The organism is Vibrio cidicii, from assembly GCF_009665415.1.
Classification (GTDB): Bacteria; Pseudomonadota; Gammaproteobacteria; order Enterobacterales; family Vibrionaceae; genus Vibrio; species Vibrio cidicii.
This window is the reverse complement of record NZ_CP035921.1, coordinates 1,401,671-1,416,325: the sequence shown is the minus strand read 5'-3', so window position 1 is coordinate 1,416,325 and position 14,655 is coordinate 1,401,671. Positions and strand designations below refer to the sequence as shown.

17 protein-coding genes are annotated in these 14,655 nt (G+C 47.1%); 5 read left to right on the top strand and 12 right to left on the bottom strand.

All coding sequences use genetic code 11. The features are described 5' to 3' along the window. The first annotated feature begins 85 nt into the window (after positions 1–85). From EWA64_RS07445 to EWA64_RS07435, 3 genes are all read left to right on the top strand, one after another. Positions 86–1,417, top strand: coding sequence for an MBL fold metallo-hydrolase (locus EWA64_RS07445; protein WP_061895799.1), 1,332 nt, complete (start codon positions 86–88; stop codon positions 1,415–1,417). Between the two features lie 297 nt (positions 1,418–1,714). Continuing rightward, positions 1,715–2,137 (top strand): HI0074 family nucleotidyltransferase substrate-binding subunit, encoded by a 423-nt coding sequence (locus EWA64_RS07440; RefSeq protein WP_061895800.1) that lies wholly within the window; start codon positions 1,715–1,717, stop codon positions 2,135–2,137. After that, positions 2,130–2,453, top strand: coding sequence for a nucleotidyltransferase family protein (locus tag EWA64_RS07435; protein WP_061895801.1), 324 nt, complete (start codon positions 2,130–2,132; stop codon positions 2,451–2,453). The genes EWA64_RS07440 and EWA64_RS07435 overlap by 8 nt, the downstream gene beginning before the upstream one ends. 138 nt (positions 2,454–2,591) lie before the next feature. Here the strand turns inward: EWA64_RS07435 and EWA64_RS07430 are convergent, their stop codons facing one another. The 3 genes from EWA64_RS07430 to galE form a co-directional block, all read right to left on the bottom strand. Then, entirely contained in the window at positions 2,592–2,915 is a 324-nt protein-coding gene (locus EWA64_RS07430; protein ID WP_065860347.1) for a nucleotidyltransferase family protein, read from the bottom strand. Continuing rightward, positions 2,903–3,325: a nucleotidyltransferase substrate binding protein gene (locus EWA64_RS07425; protein WP_061895802.1), complete on the bottom strand. Its 423-nt coding sequence runs from the start codon at positions 3,323–3,325 to the stop codon at positions 2,903–2,905. The genes EWA64_RS07430 and EWA64_RS07425 overlap by 13 nt, the downstream gene beginning before the upstream one ends. 374 nt (positions 3,326–3,699) lie before the next feature. Continuing rightward, positions 3,700–4,710 (bottom strand): UDP-glucose 4-epimerase GalE, encoded by a 1,011-nt coding sequence (galE, locus tag EWA64_RS07420; protein WP_061895803.1) that lies wholly within the window; start codon positions 4,708–4,710, stop codon positions 3,700–3,702. 241 nt (positions 4,711–4,951) lie between these two features. Here galE and EWA64_RS07415 point away from each other — a divergent pair, with 241 nt between their 5' ends. Further along, the gene (locus tag EWA64_RS07415; protein WP_061895804.1) at positions 4,952–6,118 is read left to right on the top strand and encodes a nucleotide sugar dehydrogenase; all 1,167 of its coding nucleotides are present in this window, start codon (positions 4,952–4,954) and stop codon (positions 6,116–6,118) included. 103 nt (positions 6,119–6,221) lie between these two features. Here the strand turns inward: EWA64_RS07415 and tpiA are convergent, their stop codons facing one another. Next, positions 6,222–6,992 (bottom strand): triose-phosphate isomerase, encoded by a 771-nt coding sequence (gene tpiA, locus EWA64_RS07410; RefSeq protein ID WP_061895805.1) that lies wholly within the window; start codon positions 6,990–6,992, stop codon positions 6,222–6,224. Positions 6,993–7,293: 301 nt separating this feature from the next. On the opposite strand from tpiA, the gene EWA64_RS07405 reads away from it, so the two are divergent. After that, positions 7,294–7,641 (top strand): 5-carboxymethyl-2-hydroxymuconate Delta-isomerase, encoded by a 348-nt coding sequence (locus tag EWA64_RS07405; RefSeq protein ID WP_039422931.1) that lies wholly within the window; start codon positions 7,294–7,296, stop codon positions 7,639–7,641. Positions 7,642–7,743: 102 nt separating this feature from the next. Here EWA64_RS07405 and EWA64_RS07400 read toward each other — a convergent pair whose 3' ends face one another. From EWA64_RS07400 to EWA64_RS07365, 8 genes are all read right to left on the bottom strand, one after another. Further along, positions 7,744–8,082, bottom strand: coding sequence for a DUF3135 domain-containing protein (locus EWA64_RS07400; RefSeq protein WP_061895806.1), 339 nt, complete (start codon positions 8,080–8,082; stop codon positions 7,744–7,746). 353 nt (positions 8,083–8,435) lie between these two features. Next, positions 8,436–9,200 (bottom strand): ETEC_3214 domain-containing protein, encoded by a 765-nt coding sequence (locus EWA64_RS07395; RefSeq protein ID WP_061895807.1) that lies wholly within the window; start codon positions 9,198–9,200, stop codon positions 8,436–8,438. Position 9,201: 1 nt separating this feature from the next. Further along, the gene (locus EWA64_RS07390; RefSeq protein WP_170320364.1) at positions 9,202–9,372 is read right to left on the bottom strand and encodes a hypothetical protein; all 171 of its coding nucleotides are present in this window, start codon (positions 9,370–9,372) and stop codon (positions 9,202–9,204) included. A 100-nt stretch (positions 9,373–9,472) separates the two neighbouring features. Next, complete coding sequence (locus EWA64_RS07385) at positions 9,473–11,122, bottom strand: transglycosylase SLT domain-containing protein (protein WP_061895808.1); 1,650 nt, start codon at positions 11,120–11,122, stop codon at positions 9,473–9,475. Positions 11,123–11,182: 60 nt separating this feature from the next. Next, positions 11,183–11,782, bottom strand: a complete 600-nt coding sequence (locus EWA64_RS07380) for an LPP20 family lipoprotein (RefSeq protein WP_039462210.1) — start codon at positions 11,780–11,782, stop codon at positions 11,183–11,185. Further along, positions 11,783–12,796 (bottom strand): hypothetical protein, encoded by a 1,014-nt coding sequence (locus EWA64_RS07375; protein ID WP_039462213.1) that lies wholly within the window; start codon positions 12,794–12,796, stop codon positions 11,783–11,785. Positions 12,797–12,837: 41 nt separating this feature from the next. After that, complete coding sequence (locus EWA64_RS07370) at positions 12,838–13,809, bottom strand: LPP20 family lipoprotein (protein WP_039462215.1); 972 nt, start codon at positions 13,807–13,809, stop codon at positions 12,838–12,840. A gap of 147 nt (positions 13,810–13,956) precedes the next feature. Beyond that, complete coding sequence (locus tag EWA64_RS07365) at positions 13,957–14,580, bottom strand: helix-turn-helix transcriptional regulator (RefSeq protein ID WP_061895809.1); 624 nt, start codon at positions 14,578–14,580, stop codon at positions 13,957–13,959. Positions 14,581–14,655 lie beyond the last annotated feature (75 nt).

Sequence of the window (14,655 nt, the reverse complement as noted above, 5' to 3'; positions counted from 1 at the left end):
CCTCGAAAATTTCCAACAATTTGCGCTCAAGTAAAAGCGAATATGCTAGCGTTTTCCTATCTTATTGGCGACTAAGGCAAAGGAAATGCAAATACTTCATCATGGTGGTAAAGATACCGTTACTGGCTCTTGTCATGAGCTGCGCGCAGATGGTATGGCACTATTAATCGATTGTGGTCTTTTTCAGGGCAAAGAGTCGGCGCAGGCAGAATTAAATTTCTCCGTTGAGCATATTGATGCGCTGATTGTCACTCATGCGCATATCGATCATATCGGCCGCATTCCTTGGCTGCTTGCCGCTGGCTTTCGCGGGCCAATCTACGCTACCCCAGCCAGTGTAGAGCTTATCCCACTGATGTTAGAAGATGGCCTCAAGTTACAGTTGGGCCTAAATCGCCAACAAATACAGCAAATTTTACACGCCGTTAAACAGCGTTTGCGTCCATTGGGTTATGGTAAATGGCTCACACTCTCTGCTCAGAGCAACACGGAGGCTTCGCTTGAGCTGCGCCTTCAACCCGCTGGGCATATTTTAGGTTCGGCCTACGTTGAAATTCGCTTAGCCAGTGGTGAAGTGGTGGTATTTTCTGGCGACTTAGGCCCGAGTAATACGCCGCTGTTGCCCGATCCGCAACCGCCAGAGCGGGCCGATTATTTATTGATTGAAAGCACCTATGGCAACCGTAATCATGATGATGTCGCAGGCCGAGCGGAAACGCTGCGCAAAATCATTCAACGCTCTTTAGCCGATGGTGGCACCATTTTAATCCCGGCTTTTAGTGTTGGCCGTACTCAAGAGCTGCTGTTTGACCTTGAGCGCCTGATTTATGAGCATAAAATTGCCGCTGATTTGCCCATTATTCTAGACTCGCCGATGGCCCAGCAAGTGACGCAATCTTATCGGCGCTTTAAAACCTTATGGGGTGAGGAAGCCAAGCAGCGTTTGGAGATGCATCGCCATCCACTGGCGTTTGATCAATGTATTCAGATTAGCGATTACCGCACTCATCAAGCATTAGTCAACCGTTTGGTGTCAACCGGGGACGCGGCGATTGTGGTGGCCGCTTCGGGAATGTGTCAGGGCGGACGAATTGTCGACTATTTGAAAGCGCTGCTGAGCGATGAACGCACCGATGTCATTTTGGCTGGCTATCAGGCCGAGGGAACGCTCGGGCGTAGCATCGCTCAAGGTGAACAAAACCTCTGTATCGATGGCGAGGAAGTCGAAGTAAAAGCCAATATCCACGTGATGTCGGGCTACTCTGCCCATGCGGATCAATCTGAGTTGCTGGCGTTTATCCATGGCATTGGCCAAGCACCGCAAGAAATTCATCTCATCCACGGTGAGCCAAGCAGCAAGCAAGCCTTTGCTCAAGTACTGAACGCCATGGGTTACGCTGGGGATGTGAGGTTGTAGGGAAGGGCAGGGAAGAGAAGGTTTCTAGGGAAAAAAGGTCGCTAGGTACTAGACTTCTAGGTTCTAGGAAAAGCGGGGAAGAGCGGTCCTGCTTTTCCGCTTTTGCTTTCCCTAGGACCTAGGACCTGCCTTTCCTAGTCCCCTCTCTTCCGCCCTTGCTCTTCCTCGTAATCTAGTCCCTAGCAATCTTGCTCCTGCTTTTCCTCCCTCCCCTTTCGACATGACATTTTGCTTCTGATTAGGTAGTTTAACATTCATTGTTAAGTACAACGCTCACTCTCTTACTAGGCGACGAATATGAACGCAAATCCAGACCGTTGGAAGCAGCGGCTACAAAACTTAATCAAAGCTCAACAAAGGCTTAAAAGAGCCTGTGCGCAAGAAAGCTACAGCGAGTTAGAGTTGGCGGGCTTAGTGCAAACCTTCGAGCTTTCTTTTGAACTGACGTGGAAAACGTTGAAAGATTTACTTGAATTTGAAGGGTTTGATGTCGCCTCACCGCGAAGTGTTTTTCGCACCGCTCTCGAGGCTAAGCACTTGTCCTCAGAACAGTGTGAAATCATGTTAGAAGCGCTGATAAAACGCAATTTGCTTGCTCATACTTATGATGAGAGCAATGCTCTCGAAGCCCAATCGCTAATCCTAGAATCGTTTTCTCCTGTGATTGAACAGATTACGCATTCATTAAAGCTCAAGAACTTAGAGGACCAGCGTGGCTAATTTTTGCGTCGTCAACCCCGTCTTGCTCGGCCTTAAGGCACATCAGTACCGATTGATTGAAGAGATCGTTCTTAACCACGCTTGTGTCATCCATGCTTGGTTGTTTGGCTCCAGAGCGTTAGGGACCTATAGAGATAACTCCGATATTGATCTTGTCCTAGAAGGCGATGCGCTTTCGCTGCATGTCATCGCACAATTGCAGGAGCGCCTAGAGCTGTCTTCATTGCCATTTAAGGTGGATTTGTTGATCAAACATAAAATTACATCCAAAGAACTGCTCACCCATATTGAAACCCACGGGATCCAGTTGAAGTAGGGGGGAAGGGCAGGTTTCTAGGGACTAGGAAAAGCAGGTTGCTAGGTACTAGTTTTCTAGAGACTAGGAAGAGCGGTCTTTCTTTCGCTCTTGCTCTTGCTCGTAATCTAGTTCCTAGCTAACTCGTCCCTGCCTTTCCTAGTCCCTTTTCCCCTGCACAACCACATAGCGCTCTCGGATATTGTTCTGCATGGCTGGAGTGAGATTATCCCAGACCAGTAAATCGACGCGAAAGGGCAGGCTGCTTTCTTCAAAGGCTTGTTGCAATTGATAGACAGCTAAATCTTGTGGTTTGTCGGCAAAGGCCACTAAATCTAAATCTGAGCGCGTATTCGCCGTGCCTTTGACTCTTGATCCAAACGCCCACACCAAAGTTTTCGGTAAGTACAGTGCTAACAGTTGAGCGACTTCCTTCGCTTGATCTTCCGTGATAGCAAGTTTAGGTTGCGTTACTTTTTCCATGCTTGACCGCTTAACGTTTGGTACAACAAAATGGCATCGGTAACAAAGTCATTCATTAATGCCAAGGCTTCATCGGCCTTTTCCCCACTGTAATCATGCGACGTGGCAACTCGGGCTTTTGCGTAATGCATCCACTGTTCGATGCTACTGGGTAGCAGCATGTTTTCATGAGCAAGGCGTAAAACAGGATTGGGCCCATTTGGCACCTCAGGTAAACCGATGTCTTCCGAAAGATAACGTTTGGTGATTTTCCAAAGGCTATCCCAACAGGTTTCAAAGCGTTGAATTGTTGACTCCTTGACAGCTTCAATAATCCAAAGTTCAGTCGCCTGAATCTGCAGTTTATTCAATCGATCATTTTGCTCTTGCAGCAGATGCAGTGAGCGTTCAAATTTATCAAACTGGATCATGAATTACTCCTTGATGGCTCAGCATTAAGAGCAGGGAAATCGGGGAAGGGCGGGGAAGAGCAGTTTGCTAGGTTTCTAGGTACTAGGTGCTAGGTTTCTAGGGACTAGGAAAAGCGGCCCTGGTTCCTAGGTTGCTGGGTTCTAGGAAAGAGCGCTTTTTCTTCCGCTCCTGCTTTTCCCAGGACCAAGGGCTCCAGGACCCAGAACCTTCTTTTCCTAGCAATCTAGCCCCTAGCTAACTCGTCCCTGCCTTTCCCTAGCAAACTCGCCCCTGCTTTACCTGCTTTAACTGCTTTTGCTTTTCCCAGGACCAAGGGCCTGCTCTTCCCTAGGTCCTAGGACCTGCTCTTCCCCAGTACCGCTCTTGTTCTTCCTCACTCATACCCATTCGGGTTGTTGGACTGCCAGCGCCACGTATCGGCGACCATGGTCTCCAACGAGCGCGTTGCTTTCCAGCCGAGCACTTCGGCGGCGTAGGATGGGTCTGCCCAGCACTCTGCGATGTCGCCAGCGCGGCGTGGTTTGACTTCATAGGCGATTGGACGCTCGGCGGCTTTTTCAAAGGCGGCGACCATTTCCAATACGCTGTTGCCTTGGCCTGTGCCTAAGTTAAAAATGTGCAAACCCGCTTGTTGGCCCACTTTATTCAGCGCCGCAAGGTGACCATCGGCTAAGTCAACCACGTGGATGTAATCGCGCACGCCAGTGCCGTCGGGTGTTGGGTAATCGTTGCAAAATACGCCCAATTTTTCACGTCGGCCAACCGCCACTTGGGCGACAAAAGGCAACAGGTTGTTGGGAATGCCTTGCGGATCTTCGCCAAGCAAGCCAGATTGATGCGCGCCAACAGGGTTAAAGTAGCGCAGCAAGGTGATGCTCCACTCTGGGTTGGCGTGGTGAAAGTCGCGCAAGCACTCTTCTACCATCAGCTTACTGCGCCCGTAAGGGTTGGTGGCCGAGGTCGGGAAATCTTCGCGAATAGGCACTGAGGCAGGGTCACCGTACACCGTGGCCGATGAACTAAAGATCAGGCTTCTTACCCCCGCTTTGTCCATTTCGCGCACGAGATTCAAGGTACCAGAAACGTTGTTATCATAATACATCAGCGGTTTTTCCACCGGTTCGCCAACGGCTTTCAGGCCCGCAAAGTGGATCACGCCATCAATATGATGTTCAGTAAAGATGGTTTGTAAGATAGCGCTATCGCGGATATCGCCTTGATAAAAGGTCGGCCGCACGCCCGTGACTTGCTGAATACGATCCAGCACCAAAAGTTTACTGTTGTACAAATTGTCGAGAATAATCGGTGTCATGCCTGCTTCGATCATCTGAATACAGGTGTGACTGCCGATATAGCCACTGCCTCCGGTGACAAGAATATTCATGCTGTTCCTTTGAAGTATTATCTGCAAAATCTGAAGTATTATTTGCAAAAATTTTTAGCCAAAATGACGGCGTTAGTTTACGCAAACTTGCCACAAAAAGCGATCTCCCTACCGCTGACGACATCGTCTTGAATCGATCATGCCTTCGTCTTCCCTGTGTCACATTCACTTGTTGAGATAAGCCAAGCTTGGGTAAAAACGAGCTTGGATAAAACCTCATTCAGGCAAAGCGGAGTGTCGTATGCAGATCACCGTCGTTGGGGCTGGCTATGTTGGGCTGGCCAATGCCGCGCTGTTAGCGCAGTACCACCATGTCACTGTGTTGGACTTAAATTCGCAGCGGGTAGCGCAAATTAACGCGCGACAATGTCCGATTGTTGATCAAGACATTCAACGTTTTATGGCTTCTGGCTTACTCAACCTTACCGCGACGGTGGATGCGCCAAGTGCCTATCAAAACGCCGAACTGGTGATTGTCGCCACGCCGACCGATTACGATCCGCGTACTAATGGCTTTGACACCTCTTCGGTAGAGTCGGTGATCGATGAGGTGCATCGCTATCGGCCACAAGCGCTGGTGGTGGTGCGCTCAACTGTGCCGGTCGGGTTTACCGAGCGTGTGCGTTGTGGTGAATCGGGCAAAAACGTTCTGTTTGCCCCGGAGTTTTTACGAGAAGGGCGCGCTTTGTACGATAACCTTTACCCATCGCGCATTATTGTTGGCGAGCAAAGTGAGAGAGCAAGATGGGTCGGAGAGCTGTTTGCGCAAGCGGCGGAAAAAAACGATGTTCCAGTACTGCTGATCAACGCCACCGAGGCCGAGGCGGTCAAGCTCTTTTCCAACACCTACCTAGCCATGCGGGTGGCTTACTTCAATGAGCTGGATTCTTACGCCGAAGTACATGGTTTGGATAGCCGGCAAATCATCCAAGGTGTGGGGCTTGATCCACGCATTGGTGATCACTATAACAACCCTTCCTTTGGCTATGGTGGCTATTGTCTCCCCAAGGATACTAAGCAGTTGTTGGCCAACTATCGTGATGTCCCCAACTGCCTGATCAAAGCGATTGTTTCGGCTAATCGAACCCGTAAAGACTTTATCGCCGAGTCGATTTTAAAGCGTAATCCGCAAGTGGTGGGCATTTACCGCTTGATCATGAAAGCCAACTCCGACAATTTCCGTTTTTCTTCGGTGCAGGGGATCATGAAGCGACTCAAAGCGCGCGGCATAGAGGTGGTAGTGTATGAGCCTGTGCTGGAGGAAGAGCGTTTTTTTAACTCGCCCGTAATGCGTGACTTAGCGCAGTTCAAAGCGAAGGCGGAGGTTATTGTCTCGAATCGGATGGTGGAAGAGCTCAGCGATGTGGCGCACAAAGTTTATACACGTGATCTGTTTGGCCAAGATTAGCCTCAGTGCTCTTTTCGATGATTGACAACAAAAAAACCGACGTGCGTGACGTCGGTTTTTCATCTGCGTGTTCAATCTAGGATTGAACTGAGCGCGTTTGAAATTACGCTTTCATTTTCGCTGCTGCTTTTGCGATCGCTGCGAAGCTCTTCGCATCTAGAGATGCGCCACCAACAAGAGCACCATCGATGTCTGGCTGTGCAAAGTACGCTTCTGCGTTTTCTGGTTTTACAGAGCCGCCGTACTGGATGATCACTTGCTCAGCGACTGCTGCGTCTTTCTCTGCGATCAGGGCGCGGATAGAGGCGTGGATGCGCTGTGCGTCATCAGCAGTTGCTGCTTTACCTGTGCCGATAGCCCAGATTGGTTCGTAAGCGATGATCGCGCCGTTTAGAGCTTCAACACCGTACGCGTCGATCACTGCGTTGATTTGACGTGCACAAACCGCTTCAGTTTCGCCCGCTTCGTTTTGCGCTTCAGTTTCACCGATACAGAACACTGGCTTCAGGCCGTTCTCTTTCAGGAAGGCAAATTTCTTAGCGACGAATTCGTCTGATTCGTTGTGGTATTCACGACGCTCAGAGTGGCCGATGATGATGTGCGTTGCACCGAAATCTTTCAGCATCGCTGGAGACATGTCGCCAGTGAATGCGCCGCTGTTGTGGATGTCAGTGTTCTGTGCGCCAAGAATGATCTTGTTGCCGCCTTGCGCGATCAGACGCTCAGCCATATCCAAGTAAAGTGCTGGTGGAGCAACCGCAACGTCAACACCTTCAACGCCTTCTAGCTCAGCGTTAAGACCAGTTAGCAGCTCAGTTACCATTGCTTTGCTGCCGTTAAGTTTCCAGTTACCCATCACTACAGGACGACGCATAGGAATATCTCCATATCTTTTATTGGTTCAAGGTTTCACCTCTATGCCGAGGTGAAGCGCATTTATGTAAAAAATCTACGTAGGAATATAACAGAATAATGTGGACAGATCATGACTCGTGTCATTAGTTGTGGCTTTCTCTCGCCTGGTCGGTGCTGCTTTATCCACTGATAAAATGGTTAAAAGCAATCGATTGGTGATCTGTCTGGCATAATGATAGTCAATCACTCGGCATTTTCCTTTCTGGTTGCTATTTATGAAGGCAAATGCCAACCATGTCTCAATGATAAAAGGAAAGGTCATGCCTCATTTAGTTTTAGAATATTCCAATTCGGTGGAAGAGCGCATCAATGTGCCCGGATTGCTGGAAGATCTGCACCAAGTCGCGCTGGATTGCGGCTTGTTTGACAAACCTTCAGTGAAATCGCGCACGCTGCGCTGCCATCATTGGCTGGTGGGGGAGGAGGGTGATAGCGTGGATTTTATTCATGTCAGTTTTGATCTGCTTTCTGGGCGCAGTGAAGAGCAAAAACGCGAACTTTCCCGCCAACTCATGGCCGTGTTGCAAGAGCAAGCCAGCCATGTGCGCAGCTTAACGGTCAATATCCGAGATATGGACAAAGCGTGTTTCCAGAAAGTGGTGAACTAAGCGGCCGCCGCTACTGACCGCGACTGACAACAGCCTGCACGCGATATCAGTTTCGAGTTTTATAAAAAGTGAAAGGCCCTGTTTGCGTTTCAGGGCCTCAGTTCAATAGAAGTTTTTCGCAGTAAAGGGAATAATTTGCGCTTCACTGCGCGGTGGCTCTTTACCGTCGCTTTCCAGTGCAGCGCGGAATTTCACCATCTGTTTCGTCAGTTCATTCATTAACACCACGTTGGTGTGATCGGGGTTTTTGCAGCGGCTGATCACGCGATCAATATGGCTCTGCTGTGCCTCCAAGCGCTCGCGCATCGCTTCAGAGGCGGAGAGAATCATCTCTTTGCACATTGCCTGCTTAAACTGATTGAAAGCGGTCGGGTTTTCGGCGGCAAGAGTCATCATCTCATCGAATGACGGTAAGCTCTGGTCCAGTTGTGGATATCCCATGGCGACTCTCCCTGTAACGATTGGTGATAATTTAAACAGTAGCCATAAAATAAGCATAAATCAGAAATGAGAAAGTGGTGCAGGGATGTGGTGATGTCTTAGAAGTGAGACGAGGAAGGGCAGGTTGCTAGGTACTAGGTTTCTAGGTGCTAGGGAAGAGAAGATTGCTAGGTTGATAGGAAGAGCGGTCCTAGGAAAGGCAAGAGCGGCCCTGGTTCCTAGGCGAGAAAGGCAAAAGCAGGCGGCTAGAGCACTGGGTCGCTAGGGAAGAGATACTAGGTGCTAGGTTTCTAAGGAAGAGAAGGTTTCTAGGTACTAGGTTCTTGCTCTTCCTCGAGCCTGCTTTCTATTTCTTATGGTCGGATCAACTGATACTCAGAACGAGTCAGGATAGCCTCCTCCAGTGCCTGTAAACCTAGCATGCTATAACCATAGAAATTGGGTTTTAACTGTGCACGCAAGGTTTCAGCCAGTGGAACCACATCATCCCCTAAGACCATTGCATTAGCCAAAGCTGCTAGGGCCTCGCGCTGTGTTTGAGTTGGTTCAACATCAAACTCCGAGTAGCCACTGACCGAGCTATATAAATTACTAAATGCCCCTTCAGCACTTTCTTCCAAATAGTATGTTACAGCTCGAGAATAAGAGACTCTAAAGTCGGTTATCTCTTCGTCTGTATTGAAGGGGTGTTGAAGTAGAAGGCTCCCTTTGGCTGACTTACTGGTGTCCGGTATAAACCCATCGAGTGGGAAAACCAAATAAGCGGCAATTGCATCCTCTTTCACGACAGCAGAAAGAATAAAACGACCGTCTTGATAATATTTAATCGTTTCACCATGGCTTGAGTGTTTGAGATAGATAGGGGCTCCGAGTTGTTCATCCAAAACGGCAGCGGAGGCGCGAACATACACACTATCTAGTTTATTTTGCGAAGGTATGTCGGTAAATTGCGATAATGAAAAGTCATAGATTTTCTCTAACGCATCCATACTGTCATTGAAACTGCCCAGTGCTATCGCCACTAGTGACGCTAGTGCGAGCAGTTTTCCCCATTGTTCCTTTAGAGTCGAAGTCGAGCGAGCGCCTTCGGATGACGAAAGGTTGCTTGGTTCAGTCATATTACTTTCTCAACTCTTCAATCTTATCATTTATCAGTTCAATTCCTTCAGTGGAGGCTTCTTTCAACTGTTCGAATCTACCATTTGTAATCAGTTGATTGATCTCCTCGTGATAACTCACGCCAATAAAAATACCTAAAGCGACCAGCGCTAAAGCGATCAAACGAAACATAGTTTTCCTTAGTCGTTTATACAAAGTAAAGTAAGAGTCTTTCGATATGAAAGCCAGGCGGAGTCGGGGTGAGTGCTCTGCCTGCTTTTAAAGCGAACGATTAATTGGTCTGATAAAGAGCAATCCTAGAAGAGACTTTTTTTAGGTAATTTTTGGTTTCATCATAAGGTAAGTTTTGCATAAGATGATCATATACTTCTTGTGGTTCGAGCTGATTAATCACGGTACTCGCTTTGCGAATATTGGTTGAGCGATCACGATTAAACGCTCGGGCAACATTACCTGCTCCCGTATTGTAAGCTGCAATTGTGCAGTACATACGACTTTTCGGATCGCGGATACTTTTTAAGTAGGTGCTATCTAGTAAGTGGAGGTAGGCCGTGCCAGTTTCTATATTGACTGGAGGTTGATAGAGTTCATCCTCTTTCATGGGAGCATCAATTTCTCGAACTCGCCTGTTAATGTCATGGCCAGCTGTTGTAGGTACAATCTGCATTAAGCCATAGGCAGGTACATGTGATTTGGCTTTTGGACGAAAAGCAGATTCACTGTGCATAATCGCCATCACGAGAGCGGGATCAACAGACCACTTTTCGCTTTCGCTCAACACCATTGGTTGAAACTCGCTAGCGCGCTGAGTTAGAGCATTGTTTGGTAGCCGAAGTTTGTAACTAATAACTTTTTTTGCGGTGGGAATCGCTTTTTGTTCGTTTTTACCTGTTGCATCTACAGTGTTGTCATTTTGCGTTTGGCTTATCGCTGCAGATGGCTTCGCAGGTACACTATCCGGTTGATTTTTAGCAATAGCCTCTAGGTTTGACTCACTCTTGCTTGTTGTTTCTAATGCCCCGTCATCTTGCGTCTTGCTCATCGTTTCAGATAGCTCTACAGGCAACTCATCCGGTTGATTTTTAGCAATAGTCTGTGGTTTGGAATCACTCTTGCCCGTTACACTTAAGACACTGGCGTCTTGTGATGTCTTTAGCTCCACCTCTGGTTCAAGTGAAGCCGATGGTGTTTTAGTTGTCTCGCTTTCCGCACTGACTAATAATGCGGTTCTCAACGAGGTTCGTTGCTGTTGGTATTGAGCGCCAATCGCTGCCATACGCTGCTTAGCCTCTTCAATTAAGGCCATTTTTTTCCGGTACGCGCGCTGATAAATAAAGTCGTCAGGTACACCAATCCTAGCACTGATTAGTTGTTCTGCTTGAATGTCATATTCATTCATTTGTGCATACGTTTGCTCAAGAACAAAGGCTTTCTCACGTTGTTCTTGTTCGCTAGAATAGTCGACTGTGCGTACCGTTATTTTCTCTTCATTTACCTGAGCCCCCGCGGCGTGGATCTGCTCTATAAGCAACTTTTTGGCTTGTGCTTCATTAATTGAACCATCAAGTAAGATAGATACGGTGGTACTATTCTCTTCGTAGTTTCTGACCGTTCGTATTGGCTGCTCAGTTTGATACTCAACTTCAATCGTGCTGTCTGAAAGTTCAGCGCTGCCCCACTTATCAATCAAGTTTTTCCGTTGTGCATCCAGCTCACGTGTATAGTTTGCTCGCCATGTTTCATATTCATCAAGGTAGCGATCAACATAGTTGCGGAACTCTTGATAAATCTCTTCTTTAGGACGATTGGTATTGGTGGTGGCTTGATCGAGTTGATCAAATGGGTCAGATGATTCAGCAGCAACAAAAGTTGGCAATGTTGAGAACCATAATGCCAAAGCGGTTTTGTTCAAGGTGTGCATGTACTTATCCTCAAGTAAAGCAAGACGCCACTTGATTTGTGTCGTCTTGCTCTGCCTTAGTTACATCGCTTTTAGAGAGTTCAGCGCGTTAGTGAGATCTTCTGCTGCTTTTTCGCTATTAAACTTCTCCCACAATTTAGACTCTTGTGTTGCAGCATCAACCACTTGTTCTAAATTGGCTTGAAATGTTGCTTGATCCATACCGACTAGGACATACAAGCCACCCGATGGACTAACTTGACTAACAATGAGCTTGCTATTTGATAAACGACGTGTAACCACGTTTTTAGTTACGCTTTCAAAGGTTTCCATTACCGATTCGATTGCACCAGTTTCATTGGTTGCAACCGAGCTTTGGACGGCTTGTTTAAACATGTTGTTGACATCGGTTTGGAATTGCGCGGCTAGTTGTACACGCGCTTGGTTTATAGCTGCTGTACGCATAACATTCATACCCGCGCTGCTTTTTTTCGCATATCCCATGGCACCTGCAGCGAGATCTTTTGGCATGACATCGCAGATCCATGCTGGCGCTTCTTCTTTGGGAGCATCAGGGAAAGTACACTGTGCAAATTGTTGTGTATCCTCGATGGTTTGCGTGCTATTACATCCCGACAATGCGAATGCCACTGCCGCAAAAATTAGCCCTTTCTTCAACATTTACAGACCCGCCTTATTCATCAATTCTTGTCCCTGACACTCTAAGTCCAATAAGCTTTTACACGCTTTTGGAACAATCTGCGCTGCGTCACCTTTGCGAATTTTCAGAGCCGTTTCTTCTTCGATTGTTACCCAAGAGTACTTGGCTTTGATACCGTGCTGCGGATTATCAATTACCTCACCTTCGCCAACAGAGAATGTTTCAAGTTCACCTTCACTGTTTTTGATTATTTTAGAAAAGGCTACGGAATCATTTGCTTTAACGTTGCGATCGGCGCCAATACCAATTTTAACCATGGAACCGCTTTCGCATTGGCGCAATTCGAGCACTTGTGCTTTGGCTGCAAGTAAAGTCTTTAAGGAGCGACTGTATTCTACGGCCTCTGCAGCTGCCTTGCTCGCAATACCCTGATAGCCGGCATCGCTAATTGGACAACTTGAGTTGCGAGTCTCAGTTGAGACGGAATCATCTCCTTTCAGCTCGATACGCTCTACCAATGCCATGTCAGGCAGTGATACGACTTTAGCAACAGCGGATACGTCAACAGAGAAATGACAACTTGCTGGTATGTAGATTAATTCACCCTTTTTATTTTTATAGGTGCTCTCTTCGCTAAATGACTTTTTAAAGTCGACACTGGTTACTTCAGTCAGCACGGCATAGTCTGCGATTGGAACGCCTTTGCTGTTATAGCGGCCACTTTGCTCTGCAAGCGTAATTTCTTTTTTTAATTTATTGGCTAGTTTTCTGTCCACTAACTCTGTACCCGTTGCAATTACTTGACTTTCGAGAGAGCTTCGCACAATTGAACGAATTTTATCATTCGCGACATCTTTAAACTCCATTTCAACGGGAAGGATAATGACTTTTCTATCGTCACTATTTTTTGTCGGAACTTCCGCATTGGCAATTGGAACCGATGTATCTGGTGTGCATATAGGTGTAGGACCTGTGGATATACAACCAGAAAGTAATAGTGAAACAGCCAAGGCCACTGACGTTTTATTTAGCATTTTAGACAACTCCATATTGTTTATAATGATTGATTTATCGGTTATTTAAATCCGAGAAAAGCCCATATCCCTTGTTTTGCCATCAGGTTGGCGAAATGCCGTTCGGCCCCTTGATTTGAAAGAGAGTAACCAGAGAGTGAGTTTCCACTCGAAATAATTTCGTTACTGGCAATTACATTCCCTTGACGGTTAAGCAACTTTAGTGTTGTGAAACGCGTGGAAATATACGCATCATCGACCTTGCTTTGTTTCAGATCTGATTGCAGTTTTAGTACATGGGTCACCAAAGAAGAGGCCGATTGGCTGGTTTTTATGCGTTGCGCAGAAAGCTCTGTAGCAATCATTTGAGCCATTTTTTGTTCACGTTTATTTGCATCTACGTGAATCACCAAAGAAGATTGAACCCCAGATAATTGACTGACGAATAGGCTAACATTAGGGGATGGTGGCGCTGGTTGTTGCGTGAGAGAGCGCAACATCGCCTGGCGTATGGTAACTTCATCAGCTTCTTTTACTGCTAAATGATGTGCCAACCACCATAGTAAAGGATCTTGATACTGGAGTTGTTCTAAACGCTCTTTTGCACGTTGTTCACGTTGCCGAATATCGGCATTTAGCTGAGCTATTACGTTATCCTTACTGATCTGAGCTTCTACAAAGTAAGCAACATCGTTTTTCTCTATTTTTTGATAGTCGATGCCAGTAAAGGTGACATTAGCTGTCTTGCTGTTGATTTTATTGTCGATCAGTGAACTGCTGGAAGATTGTTGTTGTCTAGTCTGCGCGACCTCATGTGAGGAAAAAGAAGCCTCAATTTGCGTCCAAAGTTGGGCGTTGATTTGATTTAGAGCAACCTGCTTTGCTTGTTCTAAAGTCCGTCCTTCTCCTAAGCCAACTAAAGCATCATGTTGGTTGGTCTCAGGTTGTTGATACCATGACGGGGGAGTAGTGTTTTGGCAAGCTGCTAAGGCAAAAGTGACCAGCAGTATCGCCTTATGATACATGTGATTCATTATGATTTTTTATAGCCAACTATACGGATTGCTATAAATAATATAATTAATGATGCATTGAGCAAATGCAATTGGCCGCACAGTGTCTATTTTCGCTGCTTATGTCACATTATGTAAGAAAGAGTGTAGATTCTTAGCTCTAATCTATTAAGTGTCCCTGCTTACTATCCGATATGCGCAGCGGCGCTGGCCTTCGATAATGTGTTCTGTGCGCTCAATATGGCAGTGTTCACCGAGCAGTTTTTGAAAAACGTTGAATTCAGATTGGCATAGGGCTGGGCAGCGGGTGGCGGCTCGGCAGATGGGGCAATGATTTTCGCTCAAAAGAAAGCCTTCATCGGTTTGCTCAAGCTCGGCCATATAGCCTTCTTCTTCGCGTATTTCCGTGAGCTTTTGCAGCTTGCTGTGCAGATCGCCGCAAGCGGCCAAGGCTTTTTGATACTGGATAAAAGTGCGATGCTCTCGCTCAGCGGCGACTTTGGCTAAACCGTCAGAGCCAAACAAGCTCTCGACCACGTCGATCATCTGAATGGTCAGTTCACTGTGGCGATCGGCAAACTGCTCGTGTCCTTTGAGTGTGAGAGACCAGTGCCGAGTCGGGCGGCCTACTTTGACTTTGACATCGTGAAAGCTGACGATGCCCGCCTCTTCCAACCCTTGCAAATGTTGCCTGGCCCCCATGGTGGTCATGCCAAACTCTTCTGCCAGTTGCTTGGCGGTCACCGAGCCATCTCGCTTAATCGACTGGAGTATCCTGTCTATCGTTTTCATCTTGGCCTACAGACGCTCGTATCCTGAATGGTGCTTAAGTACAAATATTATGCGTCATAGGTTTAGTAAATAAAA

Coding starts and splice junctions, on each gene's coding strand:
- tpiA (WP_061895805.1), bottom strand. CDS start 6,992: ATGCGTCGTCCTGTAGTGATGGGTAACTGGAAACTTAACGGCAGCAAA.
- EWA64_RS07395 (WP_061895807.1), bottom strand. CDS start 9,200: ATGACTGAACCAAGCAACCTTTCGTCATCCGAAGGCGCTCGCTCGACT.
- galE (WP_061895803.1), bottom strand. CDS start 4,710: ATGAATATTCTTGTCACCGGAGGCAGTGGCTATATCGGCAGTCACACC.
- EWA64_RS07425 (WP_061895802.1), bottom strand. CDS start 3,325: ATGATCCAGTTTGATAAATTTGAACGCTCACTGCATCTGCTGCAAGAG.
- EWA64_RS07430 (WP_065860347.1), bottom strand. CDS start 2,915: ATGGAAAAAGTAACGCAACCTAAACTTGCTATCACGGAAGATCAAGCG.
- EWA64_RS07380 (WP_039462210.1), bottom strand. CDS start 11,782: ATGTTGAAGAAAGGGCTAATTTTTGCGGCAGTGGCATTCGCATTGTCG.
- EWA64_RS07415 (WP_061895804.1), top strand. CDS start 4,952: ATGCAGATCACCGTCGTTGGGGCTGGCTATGTTGGGCTGGCCAATGCC.
- EWA64_RS07390 (WP_170320364.1), bottom strand. CDS start 9,372: ATGTTTCGTTTGATCGCTTTAGCGCTGGTCGCTTTAGGTATTTTTATT.
- EWA64_RS07405 (WP_039422931.1), top strand. CDS start 7,294: ATGCCTCATTTAGTTTTAGAATATTCCAATTCGGTGGAAGAGCGCATC.
- EWA64_RS07370 (WP_039462215.1), bottom strand. CDS start 13,809: ATGAATCACATGTATCATAAGGCGATACTGCTGGTCACTTTTGCCTTA.
- EWA64_RS07445 (WP_061895799.1), top strand. CDS start 86: ATGCAAATACTTCATCATGGTGGTAAAGATACCGTTACTGGCTCTTGT.
- EWA64_RS07365 (WP_061895809.1), bottom strand. CDS start 14,580: ATGAAAACGATAGACAGGATACTCCAGTCGATTAAGCGAGATGGCTCG.
- EWA64_RS07385 (WP_061895808.1), bottom strand. CDS start 11,122: ATGCACACCTTGAACAAAACCGCTTTGGCATTATGGTTCTCAACATTG.
- EWA64_RS07440 (WP_061895800.1), top strand. CDS start 1,715: ATGAACGCAAATCCAGACCGTTGGAAGCAGCGGCTACAAAACTTAATC.
- EWA64_RS07400 (WP_061895806.1), bottom strand. CDS start 8,082: ATGGGATATCCACAACTGGACCAGAGCTTACCGTCATTCGATGAGATG.
- EWA64_RS07375 (WP_039462213.1), bottom strand. CDS start 12,796: ATGCTAAATAAAACGTCAGTGGCCTTGGCTGTTTCACTATTACTTTCT.